This is a genomic window from Streptosporangium carneum, assembly GCF_027922005.1.
Classification (GTDB): Bacteria; Actinomycetota; Actinomycetes; order Streptosporangiales; family Streptosporangiaceae; genus Streptosporangium; species Streptosporangium carneum.
On record NZ_BSEV01000020.1, the window covers coordinates 54,608 to 77,015 of the forward strand.

18 protein-coding genes are annotated in these 22,408 nt (G+C 70.8%); 8 read left to right on the forward strand and 10 right to left on the reverse strand.

Annotated elements, in window-relative coordinates; genetic code table 11:
- Positions 1-79: 79 nt before the first annotated feature.
- Positions 80-709, reverse strand: a complete 630-nt coding sequence (locus PKF00_RS31665; protein ID WP_271221466.1) for a TetR family transcriptional regulator — start codon at positions 707-709, stop codon at positions 80-82.
- An 882-nt stretch (positions 710-1,591) separates the two neighbouring features.
- Between PKF00_RS31665 and PKF00_RS31670 the strand changes: the two genes are divergently transcribed.
- Complete coding sequence (locus tag PKF00_RS31670; RefSeq protein WP_271221360.1) at positions 1,592-2,053, forward strand: hotdog family protein; 462 nt, start codon at positions 1,592-1,594, stop codon at positions 2,051-2,053.
- Between the two features lie 160 nt (positions 2,054-2,213).
- On the opposite strand, the gene PKF00_RS31675 is transcribed toward PKF00_RS31670, so the two are convergent.
- Positions 2,214-2,720, reverse strand: a complete 507-nt coding sequence (locus tag PKF00_RS31675) for a MarR family winged helix-turn-helix transcriptional regulator (RefSeq protein ID WP_271221361.1) — start codon at positions 2,718-2,720, stop codon at positions 2,214-2,216.
- Positions 2,721-2,865: 145 nt separating this feature from the next.
- Between PKF00_RS31675 and PKF00_RS31680 the strand changes: the two genes are divergently transcribed.
- On the forward strand, positions 2,866-4,137 hold the full coding sequence (locus PKF00_RS31680) for a multidrug effflux MFS transporter (RefSeq protein ID WP_271221362.1): 1,272 nt from the start codon (positions 2,866-2,868) through the stop codon (positions 4,135-4,137).
- Positions 4,138-4,173: 36 nt separating this feature from the next.
- On the opposite strand, the gene PKF00_RS31685 is transcribed toward PKF00_RS31680, so the two are convergent.
- Positions 4,174-5,979 (reverse strand): hypothetical protein, encoded by a 1,806-nt coding sequence (locus PKF00_RS31685; RefSeq protein ID WP_271221363.1) that lies wholly within the window; start codon positions 5,977-5,979, stop codon positions 4,174-4,176.
- 283 nt (positions 5,980-6,262) lie between these two features.
- Here PKF00_RS31685 and PKF00_RS31690 point away from each other — a divergent pair, with 283 nt between their 5' ends.
- The 5 genes from PKF00_RS31690 (at position 6,263) to PKF00_RS31710 (ending at position 10,320) form a co-directional block, all read left to right on the forward strand.
- On the forward strand, positions 6,263-7,366 hold the full coding sequence (locus PKF00_RS31690) for an ABC transporter ATP-binding protein (RefSeq protein ID WP_271221364.1): 1,104 nt from the start codon (positions 6,263-6,265) through the stop codon (positions 7,364-7,366).
- Positions 7,359-8,021, forward strand: a complete 663-nt coding sequence (locus tag PKF00_RS31695; protein ID WP_271221365.1) for an ABC transporter permease — start codon at positions 7,359-7,361, stop codon at positions 8,019-8,021. The genes PKF00_RS31690 and PKF00_RS31695 overlap by 8 nt, the downstream gene beginning before the upstream one ends.
- Positions 8,018-8,689, forward strand: a complete 672-nt coding sequence (locus tag PKF00_RS31700; RefSeq protein WP_271221366.1) for an ABC transporter permease — start codon at positions 8,018-8,020, stop codon at positions 8,687-8,689. Before PKF00_RS31695 ends, PKF00_RS31700 begins: the two co-directional genes overlap by 4 nt.
- Before the next feature lie 38 nt (positions 8,690-8,727).
- Entirely contained in the window at positions 8,728-9,663 is a 936-nt protein-coding gene (locus PKF00_RS31705) for an ABC transporter substrate-binding protein (RefSeq protein ID WP_271221367.1), read from the forward strand.
- A gap of 177 nt (positions 9,664-9,840) precedes the next feature.
- Positions 9,841-10,320, forward strand: a complete 480-nt coding sequence (locus PKF00_RS31710; RefSeq protein ID WP_271221368.1) for a flavin reductase family protein — start codon at positions 9,841-9,843, stop codon at positions 10,318-10,320.
- 102 nt (positions 10,321-10,422) lie between these two features.
- Here the strand turns inward: PKF00_RS31710 and sppA are convergent, their stop codons facing one another.
- The 5 genes from sppA to PKF00_RS31735 all read right to left on the reverse strand — a co-directional run bounded on the left by sppA (position 10,423) and on the right by PKF00_RS31735 (position 19,496).
- On the reverse strand, positions 10,423-12,123 hold the full coding sequence (gene sppA, locus PKF00_RS31715) for a signal peptide peptidase SppA (RefSeq protein ID WP_271221369.1): 1,701 nt from the start codon (positions 12,121-12,123) through the stop codon (positions 10,423-10,425).
- A 75-nt stretch (positions 12,124-12,198) separates the two neighbouring features.
- Positions 12,199-14,244 (reverse strand): S8 family peptidase, encoded by a 2,046-nt coding sequence (locus tag PKF00_RS31720; RefSeq protein ID WP_271221370.1) that lies wholly within the window; start codon positions 14,242-14,244, stop codon positions 12,199-12,201.
- 218 nt (positions 14,245-14,462) lie between these two features.
- Positions 14,463-16,097: a glycosyl hydrolase family 18 protein gene (locus PKF00_RS31725; protein WP_271221371.1), complete on the reverse strand. Its 1,635-nt coding sequence runs from the start codon at positions 16,095-16,097 to the stop codon at positions 14,463-14,465.
- Positions 16,098-16,372: 275 nt separating this feature from the next.
- Positions 16,373-18,820, reverse strand: coding sequence for a 1,4-alpha-glucan branching protein GlgB (gene glgB, locus PKF00_RS31730; protein ID WP_271221372.1), 2,448 nt, complete (start codon positions 18,818-18,820; stop codon positions 16,373-16,375).
- A gap of 475 nt (positions 18,821-19,295) precedes the next feature.
- Entirely contained in the window at positions 19,296-19,496 is a 201-nt protein-coding gene (locus PKF00_RS31735) for a hypothetical protein (RefSeq protein ID WP_271221373.1), read from the reverse strand.
- Positions 19,497-19,535: 39 nt separating this feature from the next.
- Here PKF00_RS31735 and PKF00_RS31740 point away from each other — a divergent pair, with 39 nt between their 5' ends.
- Entirely contained in the window at positions 19,536-20,327 is a 792-nt protein-coding gene (locus tag PKF00_RS31740; RefSeq protein ID WP_271221374.1) for a DUF4328 domain-containing protein, read from the forward strand.
- On the opposite strand, the gene PKF00_RS31745 is transcribed toward PKF00_RS31740, so the two are convergent.
- Positions 20,321-21,622 carry a copper amine oxidase gene (locus tag PKF00_RS31745; protein WP_271221375.1) on the reverse strand — a complete coding sequence of 434 codons (1,302 nt, stop codon included), beginning with the start codon at positions 21,620-21,622 and terminating at the stop codon, positions 20,321-20,323. The genes PKF00_RS31740 and PKF00_RS31745 overlap by 7 nt on opposite strands.
- A complete protein-coding gene (locus tag PKF00_RS31750) occupies positions 21,619-22,347 on the reverse strand; it encodes a hypothetical protein (protein ID WP_271221376.1) in 729 nt (242 codons plus the stop codon). Before PKF00_RS31750 ends, PKF00_RS31745 begins: the two co-directional genes overlap by 4 nt.
- Positions 22,348-22,408 lie beyond the last annotated feature (61 nt).

Genomic DNA, 22,408 nt, shown 5'->3' on the forward strand with positions numbered 1-22,408 from the left:
TTACCGCCGGTCTCCTGACGCGTCGCTCCAGAACGTTGATCTGGTCGCCTCCGACTGCGACAGTAACGGGTTCTAGGTTTCAGGCGGAAGGCGGGGTCGGGAAATCGGCGAGCAGCCGGGTGGCGACGATCTCGATGCGGCGCTGGATCTGCTCGTACGTCCTGCGGCCCCTGAGCATCTCCAGCAGCTCGTGAACCCAGACGCTCGCCAGCGCGCCTGCCAGGGCGTACTGCTCCTCGGTGGCCGTCTCCGTGCTGAGCTCGTGTCCGGCGGCGCGCAGCAGCAGGCCCGTCATGCGGTCCCCGAGCGGGGTGTCGACCTCGGCGATGATCAGCGACCGGATGAGGGCGTCGGCCAGCTCGGGCTCGCGCATCAGGCCGCGGGTGGCGCGCATCAGGACGTCGACGGCCCGGCCGGAGGGGGTGGTCGCCGTAGGCGGTCTGCGCTCGATGCTGCCCTCGAGCAGGTCGATCTCCTCGCCGACGACCGCCACGACCAGATCCATCTTGGAGGGGAAGTAGCGGTAGAGGGTGCCGAGGGCGACTCCCGCCCGCTCGGCGACGGTGCGCATCTGCATGGCCTCGACGCCGCCGCGTGAGGCGAGGGCGGCGGCGGCCTGGACGATGCGTTTGCGTCGCTGGTGCTGGCTCCTCGTGCGGAGGCTGGTCGACGCCGATTCGCTCTGCACGCCAGGTGCCCCCTTGGTCATGGCCGGTCCGGCGCCGCTCGGGGTGGAGACGCCGCGCGGGCGCGGGGTGACCGGCGGCCCTGCGGTCGCATGCGGGGTGCGCATGAGAACACGTTATCTGATTCCCCGCCGCTCCGGCGGGTTACTCGCAGGTCACAAACAGGCCTCATCTGCACATGTCAAAAGCATTGTGGCGACACGTCGTTCCTCGTCGTTCCAGGGAGAAGAAGGGGGCTCAGTAGAATGCGTTCTATTTCGGCGGAGTGCCGGTTCGGGGGCGGTGGGCATGGGTCGGGCGTGAGCGGGGCGCGGACAGGGCGCGGGCCGGGTTCGGGCCGGATTCGGGCCGGATTCAAGGCGTGGGACGCGGGCCGGACAGGAAGGTCCGGGAAAGCCGCAGGGAAACGCCGTAGGAAAACATGGAAAACCATGGGAAAGCGGGGGGACAGTCCCAGGCGAGGGCTGTTCGGGCACATGGTGCGTCCCATGTCGTCCGCGAGGCGAGTACGCAGGCCCGACGCCCTTTTCGGGTACTGAAGTTTCGCCCGGGGGAGAGGAAACACAGCCCGAGATCCGCGAGCCGTACCCGCTGGGACAGATGATCGACGGAGAGAGCGCGTTCTTCTGGAAGGGTGTCCGCCGAGGGCGGGTTCCGGATCCGGAAACACGCCGATCGCGGTGAGTCGCGGCACCCGCCCGGCCTGGTCCCCGTCGTGCCTGTCGGCCGGTCGCGCACGCGTCGCGGCCGGTGGCGGGAGCGACGCGCACGACCTCGTCGTGCCGACGCCGGGACTCGGGACCCCTTGTGGGGACGCTGTGCTGGAACTGCCGGAAGGTGTGCGGACAGTGGGCGATGTCGTGGACTGCCCACCCGGAGAAGTGGGTATCGGTATGCCGTTGCGTGTGACGTACCGCCAGATGGACGAGATCGTCCTGCCGACGTGTGTCTCCCCGGGAGTCGTGATGCGGACACCTGCCGAAGAGCAGGTCGAGACCGGAGCCGTCCTGCCCGACCTCACGATCACGCTGACTCCCACGGTGATCGCCTCGGCGCCCGCGACGATGGACCTGACGCCGCTCGGCCGCGACGACGAGGGGGCCGGGCCGAGGAGGTCGAAGGACGTCTTCCTCAACATCCTGACCACGATGGGCCTCGTCGAGCGCTACGTCACCGACTGGGCGGGCCCGGAGGCGCTGATCCGCGGCATCAACGTCAAGCTCGGCGTCCCCGCCTATGCCGGCGACACGCTGACCTTCACCGGAGCCGTCGTGGCCTGCGAGGACGGCGAGTTCACGGTGCGGGTCAGGGGGGCGGTCAGCCTCGGCGACCACGCCTCCGGCACCGTCCGCTTCGCCCTTCCCTAGTGCTGTGACCGGGAACGCTCACCGGGCGCGCGCCGTCGGAAGGCGCCGAACACGTTCGTGTCGGCACTCGCCGTACCGGCGCTGGGGGAACACCAAAGACCCGAAGGTGCGCGGTCACCGCATCGGCGCCGCCCGCGTCCGGTGACGATCGGCGCGCCGTTCAGCGGGGCACGGCGTCACGCAGGCCCGCCTCCAGCACCTCGACCAGCTGGGTCAGCCCCTCGATGATCTGCGCACGCCGCTCGGGGGTCATGCCGTCGAGAAGCCTCACCTCGATGGCGAGCTGCTGGGGGAACAGCGTGTCGACGACCTCCTTGCCCCTGTCCGTGAGGCGCACCAGGGCGGCCCTGCGGTCGGCGGGATTGGCCTGGCGGGTGATGTGACCGCGCTGTTCCAGTTTGGCGAGGGTCTTGCTCAGCGCGGCGGGGGACCGGCCGGTCTTCCTGGCCAGCTGCCGGGCGATCGTCGGCTGGTCCGTGTGGCGGAGGTGCAGCATCACGTCGAACTCCGCTGAGGTCACCGGCGCACCGTCGTAGAGCGGCTCGACGGCCAGGCTGAGCAGCACCTGGGCCCGCTTCAGCGGACCTATCACCTCCATCGAGGAGACGTCGAGGCCGGGGTTCTCCCGCTGCCATCGCTCGCGCACGGCTTCAGAGGGGACTTGCATGAGCCCTCCAATTCGTTAACCTACGAACTATTAGTATCCGTTAACCTGTCAACTACTTGTTTCCGATACTGCCCATCGTAGCGGCCCGACCGCCTGGCCCAGCGGTCCCTGCCATGCCTCACCAGGCAGAAAGCAGTTCACAGTCATGACCCAGGACAGAACCCTCACCCCCTCTGCCGTGACCGTGGGAGGGCCGCCGAAGCACGTCGGCCGGCTCATCTTCGTGCTCGCCGCCCTCACCGCGGTCGCTCCGCTGGCCACGGACATGTACGTGCCGGGCTTCCCCGACCTGGCCAGGTCCCTCGGCACCACCGACTCCTCGGTCCAGCTGTCCATGACCGCCTTCCTCGTCGGCCTCGCCGTGGGCCAGGTCCTGCTGGGCCCGATCAGCGACGCGACGGGCCGCCGCCGGGTCCTCCTCGCGGGCGCCGCGCTGTTCACGGTGTTCTCGATCGCCTGCGCCGTCGCCCCCGACGTCAACGTCCTCAACGTGGCACGGCTGCTGGAGGGCGTCGCCGGAGCCGCGGGCATGGTGGTCTCCCGCGCCGTCCTCACCGACTGGTTCCACGGCACTCCCGAGGCTCCCCGCCGCTTCGCGGCTCTGTCGGCCATCGTGTCCGTGGCGCCGGTGGCCGCCCCGGTGATCGGCGGCCTCATCCTCGGCGTCGCCTCCTGGCGGGTCGTCTTCCTCGTGCTGGCGGGCTTCGGCGTCCTCCTGGTCGTCGGCGTCCTGGTCTGGGTGCCGGAGAGCCTTCCTGTCTCCCGCAGGCGCTCCGGCGGTCTGGCCAGCACCTTCAGGGCCATGGCGGGGCTCGTCGGCAGACGCGCTCTGGTGGGTTACATCCTCGCCTCCTCCTTCGCGGGCGCGGGCCTGTTCACCTACATCGCGGGCTCGACGTTCGTCTTTCAAGAGGTCTACGGCGTCTCGCCCACCCAGTACAGCTTCGTCTTCGCCGTCAACGCCCTCGGCCTGCTGGCCAGCAGCGTCCTCTTCGGCCGCCTGTCCGCCCGGTTCCGGGTCAACACCCTGCTCGTCGGAGGCCTGGCCGTGGCCACGGTCGCGACCCTCGTCCTGCTCGTGCTGGTCGTCACCACCGGCGGAGGCTTCGTCGTCACCTGGGTCTGCCTCCTGCTCACCGTCACCGGCCTCGGCATCATCCTGCCCGCGACCATGACCATCGCCCAGTCCCTCGGCCACGACGCCCCCGGAGCGGCCTCAGGCCTCCTCGGCGGCGTCCAGTTCGTCCTGGGCGCCGCCGCGTCCCCCCTGGCGGGCCTGTTCGGAACGGCCAGCCCGACGCCGATGGTCGGCATCATGCTGGTTTCCTTCGCCCTCGCCGCCCTGGCCCTCGGCCTGCTCGCCCGCCCCTGGCAGGGGCACGGAGAGCCGGCCCGTACGGCGACGCGGGAGCCCTGAGGGATCTCCGCCGACCGCCCCCGCCCGCGTCCGGGATCAGGGGGTCACGATGGTCGGCACCGCGAAGAAGACGAGCATCGCGATCGCCACGCAGATCACGCAGATGATGAAGCCGAACAGCTCCCAGGCCCAGTCATGGTGCTGTTCGCCCTTCTTGGCCGGCCTGTGCCTGCGACGGGCCCGCCCGCTCGTCCGAGAGGGACGGGCGGCTTTCGTCGCGAGGCCCGTCCTCTTCTTCCCGGCCGTTCCCGCCTCGCCGGTCTCCGAGACCCCGGCCCCCGGACCCTGGATGACCGTGTCCTGAGCCGCGGTGTCGTGGATCGCGCCGTCCTGGGGGTCGTCGGCGGCCCGGGGAGCCTCCGTGAGCCAGGTCGTCAGTCCTTCAAGCCCGGGGCCCACCGCGCCGGGTCCCCTGGGCCCGGGCCCCGCGGAGCCGGAGGCCGTCGCGCTCTCCGGCTCCGTCTGCTCGGCGCGTGGCCGTTTCGCATGCCGAGCGCGGTCGCCGGGCACGGCGCCCAGTTCGTCCGCGGGCAGCGGCCAGTCGGGCGGCGCGGGGCGTGCCGCCCGGGGCTCCCACGAGTCGGAGGAGGCGGCGTCCAGCTCGTCGGCCTGCAGCGGCCAGCCGGGCAGGGGCGTCTCGGGGTCGAGGATGTCGCCCCGGGGGGCCGAGGCCACCAGCTTGTCGGTGTGGGGGCGCGCGGGCCTGGGCTCAGGGGTGAACGGGCGGAAAACGTCGTCGCCGGAGGAGGCGGAGGGGCTGGAGGAGTCGTCGCCGGGCAGGGCGTCCTCGGTCCGCGGGGCGTCGTCGAGCACGTCGGCGGGCAGCGGGGCCGACAGCGGCTTCGCCCTGCGGGGCTTGGGCCGCTGGAGCTTGCGCCGGGGAGAGCGGGGCACGATCTCGTCGAGCGCGCTCAGCACCGAGTCCTTGAGCTTCGGCATCGGCTCGGTCGTGGCCTCGTGCGCCGAGACGGCGTCCTGGTCGGGCGGCGAGAAGGGGTCGGGGAAACGGTCCTGCGGGGAGGAGACGGGGAAGAAGTCCGCGGGGGAGAAGGGCGGGGGCAGGTCGGGCGGGGAGAAGACGCTCGTGTTGGTCAGCGCGTCGGTCTCGGCGAGGGGCAGCGGCCAGGCGGGGCTGGTCGGCCACAGGGGCTTGAGCGGCGTCAGCGACGTGGAGGGCGCGCCCTCGGCGGACGGGGACCGCGGGACGGCCGTCGTGCCCGCTCGCGGGGCGGAGGCCGCCTCCGGCATGGCCCCCAGTGTGGCGACGCGCAGTGCCGCGGGGAGAGGGGCCCAGGGGGCGCGGACGAGGACGTCACGGATTGGGGCGATCCCCAGCGCGCCGAACGCGTCGGCCAGGTGGGCGGGCACCCGCGCGGAGGTCAGGGCCAGCTCCAGCGACTGGGAGAAACGGCGGCAGGCGCTCACGGTCAGCTCGTCGGCCGTGTCGGCGGCCACGTCGAGCACCCAGGACAGCTCGGAGACGTCCATCTCGCACACGCCGGACAGGTACAGCACCTCGCGCTGGTGCGGGCGCAGGTCGCGCAGCACCCGCTCGACGAAGGCGGGGACCGGGTCGGCGCCGGGCGCGGGCGGGGCGTAGACGACGTCGCGGTGCTGGATCTCGCGGCGGGCGAGCGCGTAGAGCGCGGCCCGCGGAGGCTCGGCGGCGTCCTGGGACTCGGTGGGGGAGACGGTCGCGAAGACGGCCGTCAGCACCGCCGCCGCGGAGTCCGGGTCACCCAGCTGGTCATGGCAGTAGGCGAACAGCCCGGCGGCGTGGTTGTCGTAGAGCTCGGTGATCAGTTCGCCGCGCGAGCGCTGACCGAGGATCGGTGGGGTCACGGGACCGGTTCCTCTGGGGTCGTGGTGAGGAGCAGCGAGGGCGTGAAGCCCGTGGTGCGTGTGACGGGAGGGGTCAGGGTCCACGATATGGGTAATCATGCTGAGTCGTTGAGGTTCTCAGCACTATTGAGTGTCCATTTGATAGATATCCCGCTAGCCTGGGCGGCTTCGACCGGGGGTAACGGGGCAGAGCCAGGAGGGCCGCCGTAGGCTGTTGGCCGACAGATCATGGGGCAGTTGTGGCAGGGGGGCCGCGGCCCTGCCGAGAAGCACGAGGATGCGCATGATCACATTTGACGGGGTCACCAAGCGGTACGCCGATGGGACCGTCGCCGTGGACCATCTGAGTCTCGAAGTCCCGACAGGGGAGATAACGGTGTTCGTCGGCCCCTCGGGGTGCGGCAAGACCACCTCTCTCCGCATGATCAACAGAATGATCGACGCGACGGAGGGCCGGATCCTCCTCGACGGCGTCGACGTCAAGACCATCGACCCGCCGACGCTCCGCCGGGGCATCGGCTACGTCATCCAGCAGGCGGGGCTCTTCCCGCACCGCAAGATCGTCGACAACGTCGCGACGGTTCCCCACCTGCTCGGCTGGGACAGGAAGAAGGCCCGTGACCGGGCCATGGAGCTGCTGGAACGGGTCGGGCTCGACCTCAAGCTGGCCGACCGGTACCCCTTCCAGCTCTCCGGAGGCCAGCAGCAGCGGGTCGGCGTGGCCCGCGCGCTGGCCGCCGACCCGCCGGTGCTGCTGATGGACGAGCCGTTCAGCGCGGTCGACCCCATCGTGCGCGCGAGCCTGCAGGAGGAGCTGCTCCGGCTGCAGGCCGAGCTCAACAAGACCATCGTGTTCGTCACCCACGACATCGACGAGGCCGTCAAGCTCGGCGACCGGGTGGCCGTGCTCCGCGTCGGCGGCCACCTCGCGCAGCTCGACGCCCCCTCGACGCTCCTCGCCAGACCGGCCGACGACTTCGTCCGCGAGTTCCTCGGCCGTGACCGCGGCATCCGGCGTCTGTCCTTCGTCACCGACGAGGGTGTACGGCTGCGCACCGACCTCACCGTGCCCGCCTCCGCCGAGATCTCCTCGGTGCGCGACACGGCCGAGCCCTGGCTGGCCGTCGTCGACGAGGAGAACCGGCCGCTCGGCTGGGTCTCGGTCAAGGACCTGCCGGAGTCCGGCACGCTGGCGGACGCGCGGCCGGCGCCGTACGGGACGTTCGTCAGGGGCCGCGACTCGCTGCGCGCCGCGCTGGACGCGACGCTGCTGTCCCCGTCGAGGAGCGCGATCGCGGTGGACGACTCGGGGCGGGTCGAGGGCGTGGCCACCCGCGAGGCGCTGGACGAGGCGCTGGACAAGGTCGCCGGAGGCGCCGGTGCATGAGGAACCGCTGGTCCGCTGGGACTGGATCGGGCGCAACTGGCCCAACATCCAGGTCCTGCTCGAGGACCACGTCGTCATGTCGCTGGTGCCGATCGTCGTGGGGCTGCTCGTCGCGCTCCCGCTCGGGCTGGCCTGCGTCCGCTGGCGCTGGCTCTACCAGCCGACCGTCGGCGTCATGAACGTGGTCTACTCACTGCCCTCGCTGGCCGTCTTCATCGTGCTCATCCCGGTCACGGGCCTCGCCACGCGGACGACCGTCATGATCCCGCTCACCTTCTACGCCATGGCGGTGCTGATCCCGGCGGTCGTCGACGGGCTCACCGCGGTCCCCGACCACGTGCGCCAGTCGGCGGTCGCCATGGGCTTCACCCCGTTGCGCAGACTGCTGCGGGTGGAGCTGCCGATCGCGGTGCCGGTCGTCCTGGCCGGGCTCAGGGTGGCCGCGGTCTCCAGCATCAGCCTGGTCAGCGTGGGCGCGCTGGTCGGCAGGGGCGGTCTCGGCTACCTGTTCATCGACGGCTGGCAGCGGCAGTTCTACACCCCGATCATCGTGGGCATCGTGCTGGTCGTGCTGCTGGCCGCGGTCGCCGACATGCTGCTGGTGCTGGCCCAGCGCCTGCTCACCCCGTGGTCGCGGGCGAGGGGGTCGGCGTGAACTGGCTGATCGACTTCTTCGGAGACCCGGCCAACTGGTCGGGCCCTGACGGCATCCCGGTCAGGCTGCTGGAGCACCTGCAGTTCTCCGCGCTCTCGCTGCTGCTCGCCGTGCTGATCGCGCTGCCGCTCGGGCTGTGGATCGGCCACACCGGCAAGGGGGCGCTGTTCGCCGTGCTGAGCGCGAACGCCGCCCGCGCCCTTCCGACGCTGGGCCTGCTGGTGCTCATCGTGCTGCTGATGGGCGTCGGCACCGACATCCCGGTGCTGATCCCGCTGGTCGCGCTCGCCGTGCCGCCGATCCTGGTCAACACCTACGAGGGCATCAGGGGCGTCGACCCCGAGCTCAGGGACGCCGCGTACGGCATGGGCCTGCGGGGCGGCCAGGTCCTCGGCCGGGTGCTCGTGCCGGTGGCGCTGCCGCTCATCCTGCTCGGCCTGCGGATCGCGGCCATCCAGGTGGTCTCGACCGCGACCGTGGCCGCCTACGTGGGGCTGGGCGGTCTCGGCAGGTTCATCATCGACGGCCTCGCGACCAAGGACTTCCCGCGCACGATCGGGGGAGCGGTGCTCGTCGCGCTGCTGGCCCTGGCCGTCCAGCTGGGCTTCACGTTCATCCAGCGCCTTGTGGTCTCTCCGGGGGTGAGCGAGCGCCAGGCCGTACGGTAATGTCTTTATTACCCCCCGTTTTAGAAGGGAACAGCACGATGAAGCGCCTTTTCAGCACCGTGGTGGTCGCCCTCACCGCGGCGCTCGCACTCAGCGCGTGCGGCGGCGGTGACCCGCTCACCAGCGCCTCCCCGAGCCCGGCGGGCTCAGGGGCCGCGTCGACGTCCGGGGGGAACGGGGGCGGCGGGGGCAAGGCCGTCGTCGGTTCGGCCAACTTCCCGGAGAACGTCCTGCTCGCCGAGATCTACGCCCAGGCGCTCGAGGCCAAGGGCGTCCAGGTCGAGAAGAAGCTCAACATCGGCAGCCGCGAGGTCCTCTACGACCAGGTCAAGAGCGGCGGCCTGACCGTCCTTCCCGAATACGTCGGCTCGCTGCTCGCCTTCGTCGACAAGACGACCACGGCGAAGAGCAAGGACGACGTCGTCGCAGGCCTCAAGGAGAAGCTCCCGGCTGAGCTGGAGGTCCTCGAGCCCGCCGCGGCCGAGGACAACAACTCGCTGACCGTCACCAGGGAGACCGCCCAGAAGCAGGGCCTGGCCACGATCGAGGACCTGGTCAAGGTCGCCAAGGGCTACTCCGTCGGCGGTCCGCCCGAGTTCCAGTCCCGCCAGGAGAAGAACTTCAAGGACACCTACGGTCTGGAGTTCAAGGAGTGGAAGAAGACCGGCGACGCGACCGCTGACGCGATCAGGGACGGCAATGTCCAGGTCGGCAACGTCTTCACCACCGACCCCAAGATCGTGATCAACGGTCTCATCTCGCTGAAGGACACCAAGAACGCCTTCGCCGCCGACAACGTCGTTCCCCTGGTCAACAAGGCGGCCGCGAACGACACCGTCAGGACCACGCTGAACGCCGTCTCCGCCAAGCTCGACACCCCCGGTCTCCTCGCGCTGATGAAGCGTGTCGCGATCGACAAGGAGGACGCCGCCACGGTCGCCAAGGACTGGCTGACCCAGAACGGCCTGGTGTAGACGCCGGCCCCTGCCGGTTGTGACCCCACGCCGGCCCCGGCCGGTTGTGACCCCTCCCGCGGCCCGCGCCCCGACCGGCGCGGGCCGCGTCATGTCGGGCCCCGCGAGCTCGAGCGGGCCCCACGAGCCCGAGCGGCCCGAGGCCCGGCCCCGCCCTCCGTTCGGGATGATGACCACATGAACGAGTTCATCGAGGCCATGGCGCAGCTGCCGACCGGCGTGACGGTCGTCACCGTGAAGGACGAGCGCGACGACGTGGGAACCACGGTCGGCACCTTCACCTCGGTCTCGCTCGACCCCCAGCTGGTCATGGTGAGCATGGAGAACACCGGCTATCTCAACGAACTGCTGCTGCGCCGCGACCGCTGGGCCGCGAGCGTGCTGTCCGCGGAGCAGAAGGCGATCGCCAGCCGCTTCGCCACCGCGGGCCGCCCCGGCGCGCGCCTCCTGCTGGCCGGGACGCCGCACCACAGGGGGAAGCTGAGCGAGGCCCTCGTCGTGGACGGCGGCGTCACCGCCCTGGAAGCCGAGACGATCAAGGTCGTCCCCGCGGGAGACCACACGCTCTTCGTCGCCCGCGTGCTGGGCGTGGACTACGTCACCCCAGGCCTCGCCCCTCTCGTACGGCTCCGCGGCCGCTACCGCCCCGTCGGCTGACCCAGCCCGCCCGCCCCGCCGGTCGGAGGTGACCGGCGGGGCGGCGAGGACGGGAGCGGGCGGCCGACCGGCGTCAGCGAGTCGGCCGGGAGCCGGGAGCGGTCAGCGGATCGTCCAGGAGCCGGGGAGCATGAGGGGGCCGTAGGACGGCAGGCCGAGCTCGGTGGCGAGGTGGGCCAGCGGGCCCCAGGCCTCCAGACGGACCCTGGCCAGCGCGGCGGCCCTGTCCTCGCTGGAGTCCACGGGGCGCAGACGCTCAAGGGGGTTCAGCTTGGGGTAGCCGCGCACCGGGGCGTCCGCGGGCAGGCCGGCCTTCTGGCGGGCCAGGGCCAGGGCGTCCTCGAGGCCGCCGAGCTCGTCGACCAGCCCGCCCTCGTGGGCGTCCGCGCCGGTCCAGACCCGGCCCCTGGCCAGCTCGTGGGCGCGCTCGCGCGTCAGGCCGCGGCCTTCGGCCACCTTGTTCACGAAGTCGTCGTAGATCCGGTCGAGCCAGGCGTTGACCCGTGCCCACTGGGCCTCGGAGAAGGCGTTCGTCGGGGAGAACATCCCGGCGTTCGCGCCCTCGCCGACCGTCTCGGAGGACACGCCGAGCTTCTCCAGCAGCCCGCCGATGACGGCCTTTCCACCGAACACGCCGATGGAGCCGGTGAGCGTGCCGGGCTGGGCCACGATCGCGTCGGCGGCCATCGAGACCATGTAGCCGCCGGAAGCCGCCACGTCGCCCATCGAGACGATGATCGGCTTGCCCGCCTTGCGGGTGAGGACGACCTCGCGCCAGATGGCGTCCGAGGCCACGTAGGAGCCGCCGGGACTGTCCACCCGAAAGACGACGGCCTTGACGTGGTCGTCGCGCCGGGCGGCGCGCAGAGCGGCGCAGACGGTGTCCGAGCCCATCGCCCCGCCTCCGCCCAGGGGGCTGCGCCCGCTGCGGCCGAGGCGGATCGGGCCGTTGCCGTGAACCAGCGCGACCGTCTGGGCGCCGGGGTGCGGGAGCTTGCCGGTGATCTGCCCCTTGGCGTAGCGGCCGACGTAGAGCAGCAGCGCGTCCTCGCCCGCGGCCCGCTTGACCTCGTCGTAGACCTCGTCGCGGTAGGCCATCCTGTCGACCAGCCCGGCCTCGACCGCCTCGGCGCCGATGAACGGGCCCTGGTCGACGAGCTCGCGCACCTTGGCGGGCTCCAGGCCGCGCCCCTCCGCGACGCCCGCGACGACCTGCTCGGTGACCGACTCGGTGATCCGGCTCATCGACTCGCGATGGGCGTCGGTCATGTGGTCCTGGGTGAAGGCGTTGGCGGCGGTCTTGTATTCGTGCCGCTGGCCGAGTTGGTACTCCACACCGAGCTTGCCGAGCGCTCCGCGCAGGAAACGCTGCTCCATCGAGACGCCGGTCAGGCCGACGTCGCCGGAGGGCTGAAGGTAGACCCGCTCGAAGGCGGTGGCCAGGTAGTAGGGCAGGGTGCCCGCGCCGAACTCGCCGAACGTCTCGGCGAACGCGACCGTCAGCTTGCCCGAGGCCCTGAACTGGGCCACGGCGTGCCGCAGGTCCTGCACGGTCGCCAGGCCGAGCGGCTGGGCGCCGATCTTGACGATCAGCGCCTTGACCCTGTCGTCCTTCCTGGCGCGCCGCAGCCCGGACAGCACGTCGGCCAGGCGCGTCTTGCGCATGGACAGGAGCGCGCCCAGCGGGTCGGCGGGAGGACCTTCGGTCAGCCCCTCGGTGAGGTCGAGTTCAAGGACCAGTGGAGCGGTGCGTCGCTGCCGGAACCGGTCGACGGTGTCGATGATCACCTTGGTCGCGTCCATGCTCTCACCCTAAGCGACGTATCCGGGGATGAGACGCTCCGAACGGCACATCCCGAGCTCGCCTCGTCTTCCGGCTCATGCCGTACGGCGGGCGTTGATGTGCTTTCTCAGCAGCGAGACCGAACCGGAGGGGAACGCTCCCCGCAGGCGGCGGTCCTCCGCAGTGGTCAGGGTGTTCTTGACCGTGGACGTCCCCGTGACCCTGGCGGTGAAGTTGACCCCGCCGTGCGCCCAGTTCAGCCACGCGGCCAGCAGCTCGCTTTCGAACTTCGCCCGCTTGGTCTTCTTGGCGGGCTTGAGCACCCGCTGGGCGGCGGCCAGCGTGGAGACGCCGGTGAGCTCGGAGAAGACCCTGCTGGCCTTGCTCGTCATGCCGAGGTAGCACTTGAGCGTCGCGTCCGTCAGGGTTCCCTTGCCCCGGCCGACCTCGACGGCCCAGCGCGCGGCGCTCAGCGTCTTCTTCGACTTCCCTCTGGTGCACACCGCCGCGGAGGCCGCGGGGGCGGTCGCGGCCGGAGTCGGGGACGCGGTCACGGTCACCGTGACGGTCACCGTCGGCAGCGGGATCGGCGCCGGGGCCTGCGTCGGCCCGGGGGGCGGGGCGAGGGAGCCGGGTTCGGGGCTCGGGGTGGGGGCCGGGTCCTCGTCGGGGGAGTCGTCGCCGGGATCCTCCGGGGTGGACTCGTCCGGATCCGGGTCGGGCGACTGGGTCACGGGCGGCGAGGGGGCGGCTCCGGTGAGCGCGCCGTACAGGTCGAGGCGGGGTGTGGTGACCCCGTCGTAGACGATCGGGCGACCCGCCGCGGTGAGCCTGCCGACGAGGGTGTCGGGGGCGGTGGCGGCGCTGTCGGGGGCGGTCTCCGCGGCCTTCTGGGCCAGTACGGCCAGCGCCCCGGTGACGTGCGGGGTGGACATCGAGGTTCCGCTGTAGATCTCGGTGCCGCCGTCGGGCACCGAGGAGTCGACGTCGACGCCGGGGGCGAAGAGGTCGAGCACGGGACCGTGGTTCGACCAGTCGGCGACGCGGTCGGCGTCGTCGGTCGCCCCCACGGTCACCGCGCCCGAGAGGCATCCGGGGGCTCCCGCGCCGGGGCCGCCCTCGTTCCCCGCGGCGGCGACGGTCACGACGCCCTTGGCGCGCAGCGTGTCGATCCGCTCCTTCATCGCCTGGACCTCGGGCTCGCCGTCGCAGTTCCCGTCGTAGAGGCCGCCGCCGAGGCTGAGGTTGACCGAGACGAGGCCTGGAACGGTGTCCTTCAGCTCCGCGACGCGGTCGAGCGCGAGCAGGAGCGAGGACTCGTAGGCGGTCAGGCAGGAGCCGCCGCCGGGGCAGTCGTCCAGACGGCTGAAGACCTGGAACGCCACGATGTCGGCCCCGGGCGCGACGGCGTGCGCGATGCCCGCCACGTGGGTGCCGTGCTCGCACAGGTTGGTCGAGCCCTCCAGGCAGGCGGCGGTCCGGGCGTCGGCGGAGTCGTCGGAGTCGTCCGTCTCCTGGCCGTTCGGGCACAGCGACTTCGCGCCGTTGTCCGTCGCGGAGAAGCAGAACTCCCGCACGACCTTGCCGCCCAGCGCGGGGTGGTCCCTGTCGATCCCGGTGTCGATGACCGCGATCGTCCTGCCCCTGCCGTCCGCGCCCTCCGCGTGGGCCCGGTCGGCGCCGATCAGCCGCAGCCCGGAGGCCAGGGAGGTCGGGAAGTAGGTGCGGTCGCGGCGGATCGAGACCACCCGGGGGTCCTTGGCGAGCTCGGCGAGCGAGTCGCCGGTGCCCTGCACGACGATGAAGGAGGTGTCCTCGGGCTGGAGCACGACGTCGGCCCCGGGCAGTGCCTGCGCCTCACCGGCGACGGGGGCGGCCTGGGCCGGAGCGGTCACCTCGACGATGACCCTCGCGCCGTCCTCGTCGGCGTCGAGTCCCACCTCCAGCTTCGGGGCCGGAGAGGCCGCGGGGTCCGGCTGCGCGGGCTCCGGGGCGTCCGTCGGGGGCGTCTGCGAGCCGGTCGCCTGAGTGGTCTGTGCTGTCTGGCCTGTCTGGCCGCCGGGTTGCTCCTCGGCGAGGGCGGGTGCGACAGGGGTGATGGTGAGCACGATCACGAGGGCCACGAGGGCTCGAAGTCGCACACGTCCTCCGGGGGGATAGGACAGCTCCGGGCGGTCGATCAGGCGATACGGAGTCTAAGCAGTGATCTCTGCCCGGTGAATACCCCGTTCCGGATTTTGAGGATCTTCTCCGACACAGTTCACATACGCCTCGTGTCGCATACGGCTCACGTATGTCTCCCGGACATGGCTCGACCCCCCGCGGCGTGACGCGCACGGAGGGCCGAGTGTCCGAAATATTACTTGAGTCCGTTGGCGAGCGCAGTGATGAGCTCACCGTTCGGGGTGTCGCCGCTGGTCTCCCAGAAGAACGCGCCACCCAGACCCTGGCCCTTGGCCCAGGCCATCTTGCTGCTGATGGTGGCGGGGGTGTCGTAGCTCCACCAGTTGCCGCCGCAGAAGGCGTAGGCCGTGCCGGCGATGGTGCCGTTGGAGGGGCACTTGGTCTTGAGGACCTTGTAGTCCTCGATGCCCGCCTCGTAGGTGCCCTGGGCCGCGCCGGTGGCGGTGCCGCCCGGAGTCGCCTGGGTCACGCCGGTCCAGCCGCGGCCGTAGAAGCCGATGCCGAGCAGGATCTTGCTGGCGGGAACGCCCTTGCCCTTCAGCTTCTCAACGGCGGCGACGGAGTTGAAGCCCTCCTTCGGAATGCCGTTGTAGGTCGTCAGGGGCGAGTGCGGAGCCGTCGGGCCCTTGGCGTCCCAGGCGCCGAAGAAGTCGTAGGTCATCGGCATGATCCAGTCGAGGTACTGGGCGCCACCGGCGTAGTCGGCGACGTCCATCTTGCCGCCGTCGGAGCCGTCGGCGGTGATCGCCGAGGTGACCAGGGCGCTGGAGCCGAACTTGGCGCGCAGCGCGGAGACGACCTTCTTGTAGGCGTCGGGGCCGCTGGTGTCACAGGTCAGGCCACAGGCGTTGGGGTACTCCCAGTCGACGTCGATGCCGTCGAAGACGTCAGCCCAGCGCGGGTCCTCGACCATCTTGTAGCAGGAGTCGGCGAACGCGGCCGGGTTGGCCGCGGCCTGGGTGAAGCCGCCGGACCAGGTCCAGCCACCGACGGAGTAGATGATCTTAATGTTCGGGTAGGCCTTCTTCAGCTTGCGAAGCTGGTTGAAGTTGCCGCGCAGCGGCTGGTCCCACGTGTCGGCGACGCCGTCGACGCTCTGGTCGGCGGTGTAGGCCTTCTCGTAGTCGGCGTAGGAGTCGCCGATCGCGCAGCGGCCGCCCGCGGTGTTGCCGAAGGCGTACAGCAGGTGGGTCAGCTTCGGCGCGGTGCCGCTGGTGACCAGGTTCTTCACGTGGTAGTTGCGGCCGTAGACGCCCCACTCGGTGAAGTAGCCCACGACCTTCTTGCCGCCGTTGCCGGTCGGCTCGATCGTCGGCGTCACGGTCGGCGACGGCGAGGTGGTCGGCGTCACCGTCGGTGAGGGCGAGGTGGTCGGCGTCACCGTCGGCGACGGCGAGTTGGTCGGCGTCACGGTCGGCGTCGGAGTGGGGTTGCTGCCGCCGTCACAGGAAGCGCCGTTGAGCTTACAGTCCAGCACTCCGGACACTCCGCCGGGCGAGCCGGTGAAACCGAAGCTCACCGAGGCCCCCGCGGCCAGAGCTCCGTTCCACGACTTGTTGACGAAGGTGTAGTGGTTGCCGCTCTTGGTCAGGTCGGCGTCCCACGCGGAGGCGATCGACTTGCCCGCGGGGAGGTCAAATTCGACCTTCCAGCTGCTGAGAGCAGTCGATCCGGCCTTCACGGTGACATTGCCCTGGAAGCCTGAGCCCCAGTCGGACGTGGTGGTGTAAGTCGCGGTGGCGGAAGTGGCCGCGCTCGCGGTGCTCATCCCTATTCCAATGGGGACGAGCAGCGCTGTCGCTGCAATCAAGGAGCCGATGGTGATTCGTCGCAAGGGTCGCTCCAGGTCAAAGAGTTCCTAGCCCCCGAATTCATAGGAAAGTTTCCTATTAGTTTCCAGAGCGTAGGTTGTCGTTCCCGGACGGTCAATGGCTCGCTGACCGATATAAGGCGGATTTAAGGTTTCCTGGAGACCCCCGGAAGCCCGCCGAGCAGGAAAAAGGGCCGGTCACGCCCCGCGTGACCGGCCTGGACCGATGTGAAAAATTTATCGGCCCCTGTTGACACTCCTGTTCGGAAGATCGGTCAAGAGGCTCCCGTCGGACGCACCTCCGAGCGTGCGCGTCCACCGGACCCGCCCGCACCGGGCCTGTCGGAACCGGACTCGCCCGTACCGGGCCTGTCGGAACCGGGAGCGCCGATGCGGCGAGCGGCGACGCGAGGCGAAGCGGCGTCCGCTCCGGCGGCGATCGCGGCCCCGGCCAGATCCGGCGTCGCGCCCGTGCCGGTTCCGGACTCACCCCCGGCCTTCCCCGAGGCGACCTTTCCTGTCGCGGCGTCCGCCTCGGCGCGCGCGCCCGTCACGGTCTCCACGGGAACGGAGGTCGCGCTCTGCCGCAGCCAGACGGCGCCCAGGGGCGGCACCCGCAGCCGGGCGGAGTACGGCAGGCCGTGCATGGGCTCCTCGACCGCCTCGACCGCGCCCAGGTTGCCGACCCCGCTGCCCGCGTAGTCGTAGGCGTCGGTGTTGAGCGCCTCCTCCCACGTGCCGCTGGAGGGCAGGCCCAGACGGTACTCCTCGTGGGGCGCGCCGGAGAAGTTGACCACGCAGGCCACAGCCGACCCGTCAGGGGCGTACCTCAGGAAGGAGAACACGTTGCCCTGCGCGTCGTCGGCGTCGATCCAGCGGAAGCCGTCGGGGGTGGCGTCGAGGGTCCACAACGCGGGGGTCTCCCGGTAGATCCGGTTGAGGTCCCGGACCAGCCGCTGGACCCCCTTGTGCCCGTCGAAGTCGAGCACCCACCAGTCGAGGCCCTTGCTCTCCGACCACTCCGACCCCTGGCCGAACTCCCCGCCCATGAACAGCAGCTGCTTGCCGGGGTGGGCCCACATGAAGGCGAACAGCGCGCGCAGGTTGGCGAACCGCTGCCACTCGTCACCGGGCATCTTGCCGAGCAGCGACCCCTTGCCGTGCACGACCTCGTCGTGCGACAGCGGCAGCACGAAGTTCTCCGAGTAGGCGTACATCAGCGAGAACGTCATCTGGTGATGGTGGTACTGCCGGAAGACCGGCTCGTGCCTGAGGTAGGCGAGGGTGTCGTGCATCCACCCCATGTTCCACTTGAACCCGAAGCCGAGCCCGCCCAGGTGTACGGGCCTGGAGACCCCGGGCCAGGCGGTCGACTCCTCCGCCACGGTGATGATCCCCGGCTGGTCGCGGTAGGAGACCATGTTCATCTCCTTGAGGAACTCGACCGCGTCGAGGTTCTCGCGCCCGCCGTACTCGTTCGGCGTCCACTCGCCCTCGCGCCGGGAGTAGTCCAGGTAGAGCATCGAGGCGACCGCGTCCACGCGCAGCCCGTCGATGTGGAACTCGCGCAGCCAGAACAGCGCGTTGGCCACCAGGAAGTTGCGCACCTCCCTGCGGCCGAAGTCGAAGACGTAGGTTCCCCAGTCCGGGTGCTCGCCCCTGGCCGGGTCCGCGTGCTCGTAGAGCGGTGTCCCGTCGAACCTGGCCAGCGCCCAGTCGTCCATCGGGAAGTGTGCGGGCACCCAGTCGACCAGCACGCCGACGCCCGCCTCGTGCAGGCGGTCGACCAGGTACCGGAAGTCGTCGGGGCTGCCGAAACGGGCCGTCGGCGCGTAGTAGGACGTCACCTGATAGCCCCACGAACCGCCGAACGGGTGCTCGGCGACAGGCAGGAACTCCACGTGCGTGAACCCCATGTCGACCACGTAGTCGACCAGCTCGGTGGCCAGCTCACGGTAGGAGAGCCCGGGCCGCCACGAACCGAGGTGCACCTCGTAGGTGCTCATCGGCTCCTTCAGCGCGTCGGCGTTCGCGCGCCGTCGCATCCACTCCTCGTCGCCCCATTCGTAGGCCGACCTCTCGATCACCGAGGCCGTCGCGGGCGGCACCTCGGTGCGCCTGGCCATCGGGTCGGCCTTGGCCCGCCACACGCTGTCGGCGCCGAGCACGTGGAACTTGTAGTGGTCGCCCTCCCCGAGGCCGGGGACGAAGAGCTCCCACACGCCGGACCTGCCCAGCGAGCGCATCGGGTGGGCCGTGCCGTCCCAGTGGTTGAAGTCGCCGATCACCCGGACGCCCCGCGCGTTCGGCGCCCACACGGCGAAGGCCGTGCCCTCCACGTCCTCGTGCCGCATGACCCGCGCGCCGAGCACCTCCCACAGCCGCTCGTGGCGTCCCTCGCCGATCAGGTGCAGGTCCACCTCGCCCAACGTGGGCCAGTGCCGGTACGGGTCGGCCATCTCGTACGGCTCGGCTCCCTGGTAGGCGACCCGGAAGCGGTAGTCGGGAACCTTGTCCAGCCCGGTGAGCGTCACCGCGAACACCCCGTGGGCCACGTGCTCCATGTCATGGGCGTGATCGTCCACCACGACCTGGACCTTCTCCGCGAGCGGCCGCAACGTCCTGATGGTCACGCCCCCCGGCCCCGGGTGCGCGCCCAGGATCGAATGCGGATCGTGGTGCGCTCCGCCCGCGAGCCGCTCCAGGTCCAAGTCCGCGTTCATGGATCACTCCCGTAGATCGGTATCCCCTAACCCTGCCCTACCCGGGCGTTACCACCCATGCCCTTGTCCGCTATCACCATGCGTGTCGTGAAAATGTGCGGATACGTAGGGGGAAAAATCCCGTTTGTTGTCATTGGGCGTTACGGAAACACTGCCTGCTGATCCCGTTGATCATACGGAGGACGACGACGCGTTCGCGCACTTCACCGCCTCTTTCTCCGGCCCGACGCCCGCCGCTTCGACAGGGCGGAGCGCCGCCTGCCCGGCGCCGTCTCCGGGCCGCCTTCACAGATGGTCCGGACGGAGAACCGGCGAGGGCGGAGCAGTGTGCGACAGGCGTTTCCAGGCGACGGGGAGCGGATGGAGCCGGATTGTTCGGCGCGCGGCGAAATCAGCCACACTAAGGCAGCAAATGGACTCAACCACCCCGCCCCCCAAGCCCGTCCGGCCAGAGCCCGCCGTTTCCGATCCCGAGTCAGAGCCGGTTTCCAAGCCCGACCAGGACGCCGAACCCGACCAGGAGCCCGAGCCCGAGCAGGACGCCGAGGGCGATCAGGACGCCGAGTCCGAGCAGGACGCCGAACCCGACCAGGATCCCGGACCGGAACCGAGGCCGGCCCTCGCCCCCCGGCCTGGACCCGCGCTCGTGCGCACCGGAGCGGGAACGGTCCCGCACCCGCCGCCTCCTGATCCTCCGTCTGATCCGCCGTCCCCTGTGCCGACCTCGCGGTCGTGGGTCTCGCCTCCCTTCAACCAGCGCTCCTCCCGGTCGTTCGTGTTCGTCCCGGAGCCTCGGCCGCTGGAGCGCCTCGTGGACCTCGCCGTCGTGGCGCTCGTCGCGCTGTTCGTGGACGTTCTGGCCGAGATCGCAATCATGCTGGCGGGACCCACTCTCGCCGCCGCGTCCAGGATCCTCGCCGAGGAGTCCGGCATGAGCGCGGACACCGTCCTGGACTGGCTGCTGATCCTGCTGCATCTGTCGACCAGCGCTCCCGCCGGGATGACCTTCATGTTCTGGCTGCTGCAGGCACGTCTGAACGCCCAGTCGCTGACCCGGGTCCCTCACCGCTGGCTCAAGACCTTCATCCTGGTGGGCTGGTTCGTTCCGGTCGTCAACTGCTGGCTCCCCAAGCAGATCGTGGACGACATCTGGGCGTCGTCCAGGCCGGGCGGCGTGCGCGGTGGGAACATCGCCAGGGAGACGCACTCCGGGCTGGTCTGGGCCTGGTGGATCCTGTGGCTGCTGGCGAACGGGATGACGTGGCTGAGCACGTGGACGTTCGCCGCCCCCGGCCATCGCGGCCTTGCCGCCTCGATCCTGCTCAACGCCTTCTTCCTGTTTCCCACGGTGGTCGCGGCGATCCTGCAGGCCGCGGTCATCCTGCGGATCACCCACTTCCAGGAGAACCATGTGCTCCGGGAGCGTCGTCTGCTCCAGGAACGCCGTCTCGCCCTCCAGCGGTCCTGGACAGAGCGGACAGAGGAGACACCGGTGGGGAGTCAGTAGGGGTTGCGGGCGGTGACGTCGCGAGGGGTGATCCGGAAGCCCTGCCAGTGGGTCGGCATGGGGTCGCTGTCCTCGTCGCGGGCGACGTGGTGGTAGTCGACGTTGACCCACAGCACGGGATCGGTGAGCCTCTCGCCGTTGACGTAACGGTCGACGGATTTGGCGCACCGGGGAGCGGGGTTGGTGGTCGCCAGGCGTTCGCAGGAGCGGTAGTCGGTGACGTAGAGGTCGGCGCGGGTGAAGGCCTCGTTCGCCGGGCCGCGGTACTCCGCGCTGCCGGAGTTCTCGATCTCCCAGGAGACGGGGTGCCTGTCGGCGTTGCGGATCCGGCGGTCGACCACGCGCCACCAGCGGGCCCGTCCGTTGACGGCCCTGGTCTCCCGGGTGAGGACCGTGCGCTTGATCGTGCGCCTGGCCGTGCCCGCGCCCGTGAAGTCGTACTGCTCGACGACGTCGCCCGTCCTGCCCTGGATGTCGAAGTCCAGACGCCAGAAGACGTTGTGGGTGTGGCTCGCCTCGAAGTGCTTGCTTCCCACGCCGATCGGCCAGCCGTGTCTGGGCGTGGTGGTGAACCCCGCCAGCGAGCCGGTCGCGCCCACGCGCGGGGCGATCGCGCCGTCGTCGGAGAAGGCCCATTCGACGATGTAGGTGTACCAGCCCAGCTGGAAGGCGGCGAACACCACCAGGTCGCTGCCCTGGGCGGTCCGGCCCGACCCCTCCTCGTCCGACTTCAGGTAGGCGTGGCCGCGAGGCCTGGTCGTCACACAGACGAACTGCTCGCGACGCTCGCCTCCCGGGCAGTCGGCGGCCTGCAACGGGATCGCGGTGTAGCCCATCGCCCCGATGTCGTGGAAGCGGGGGCTGCCCTTGTCGTAGGGCACGTGGATCTGGGCCAGCGCGGCGCTGCGCAGCACGCTGACCGGCGTGCCGCCCCTGGGGGTGTAGACCACTCTGCCGAGGGTCAGCCCCTCGATGTTGCGCATCTCCCAGCACAGCCGCCAGCGCGCGCCGTTCGGCAGGGTCCTGTCCACCCGGTACGACGCGCTGCACGGCGGCGTCGGAGCCGCCTGCGCGCCCCGGGTGACCGTGGTGCCCGCGACGGCGCCCGCGATCCCGGCCCCGGGGAAGGCCGTCGCGCAGCACAGGGCCAGAGCGAGCACGACGCGCAGACGCCGGGGACCGGAGGCGGCGCGCGAGCCCACAGGAAGGGCGCGGAGGCCCGGGGGAGAGCCGACGGCCAGGGGAAGGAGGAAGGCGAAGAAGCGCATGAGGGGCGGCAGGAGGAACACGGTCACCACTCCAGGACGTGGATCTTCTTGGCGGACAGGTCGACGACGATCCGGCTGGTGTCCAGCCATCTGCCGCCGGGCAGGCGGACGAACAGCCGCATGCACCGGTGGGTCGCGCACCGCGTGGCGGCTCCGCCCTCCTCCTGTGACGGGGTGAAGATCAGCCCCCGCAGTCCGAGGTCCGACGCCGACCGGGGCGGCCCGCCCGCGACCAGGGCGTAGGCGCGCCGTACGCCCTCCCCGAGTTTCGAGTGGGCCAGCAGCAGCTCGGCGGCCGTCAGCTCCTCGGCCTTGGACGGCGGCGGCTGCACGCCGTGCGAGACGGTCTCCTTCACGACCCTGCCGCCGGCGAGGTCGACGGTCCGCACGGTGAGGGTGTCGGTGCCGTAGTCGTACAGGTACGCCTCGGCGAGCCGGTGCCCCCCGTCTGAGCTCCCGCCCTCCCAGCCGTCCCCGGAGCCTCCGGGGTCCTTGTCGTCGCCGCGCTCGACGTAGAGCAGCCTGACCCGCCCCGACGACATGGCCTGCCGCGAGACCGCCGAGGCGACCGCCTCGGCTCGTTCGATCTCCGCGCCGGTCAACGGGTCCGCGGGTGCGGGCGTGGACACCGCCGTCCCCGCCGCCCGCGCCGCACGCGGCCCCCGCTCGGCGGGCAGGAACGACAGCACCACCCCCGCGGCGGCGACCGCCCCCGCCCCCACGATCGCGACCACGACCCGTCGCCGCCCCATGACCACCCTCTTTACCGATTGTTGAACATCGACTGCGAAGGGTAGTTGACGTTCGGCATCA

What these genes read in the sequence shown, in the direction of transcription:
- PKF00_RS31665 (WP_271221466.1), bottom strand. Translation starts at nt 709, where the DNA reads ATGACCAAGGGGGCACCTGGCGTGCAGAGCGAATCGGCGTCGACCAGC.
- PKF00_RS31705 (WP_271221367.1), top strand. Translation starts at nt 8,728, where the DNA reads ATGAAGCGCCTTTTCAGCACCGTGGTGGTCGCCCTCACCGCGGCGCTC.
- PKF00_RS31690 (WP_271221364.1), top strand. Translation starts at nt 6,263, where the DNA reads ATGATCACATTTGACGGGGTCACCAAGCGGTACGCCGATGGGACCGTC.
- glgB (WP_271221372.1), bottom strand. Translation starts at nt 18,820, where the DNA reads ATGAACGCGGACTTGGACCTGGAGCGGCTCGCGGGCGGAGCGCACCAC.
- sppA (WP_271221369.1), bottom strand. Translation starts at nt 12,123, where the DNA reads ATGGACGCGACCAAGGTGATCATCGACACCGTCGACCGGTTCCGGCAG.
- PKF00_RS31710 (WP_271221368.1), top strand. Translation starts at nt 9,841, where the DNA reads ATGAACGAGTTCATCGAGGCCATGGCGCAGCTGCCGACCGGCGTGACG.
- PKF00_RS31675 (WP_271221361.1), bottom strand. Translation starts at nt 2,720, where the DNA reads ATGCAAGTCCCCTCTGAAGCCGTGCGCGAGCGATGGCAGCGGGAGAAC.
- PKF00_RS31750 (WP_271221376.1), bottom strand. Translation starts at nt 22,347, where the DNA reads ATGGGGCGGCGACGGGTCGTGGTCGCGATCGTGGGGGCGGGGGCGGTC.
- PKF00_RS31680 (WP_271221362.1), top strand. Translation starts at nt 2,866, where the DNA reads ATGACCCAGGACAGAACCCTCACCCCCTCTGCCGTGACCGTGGGAGGG.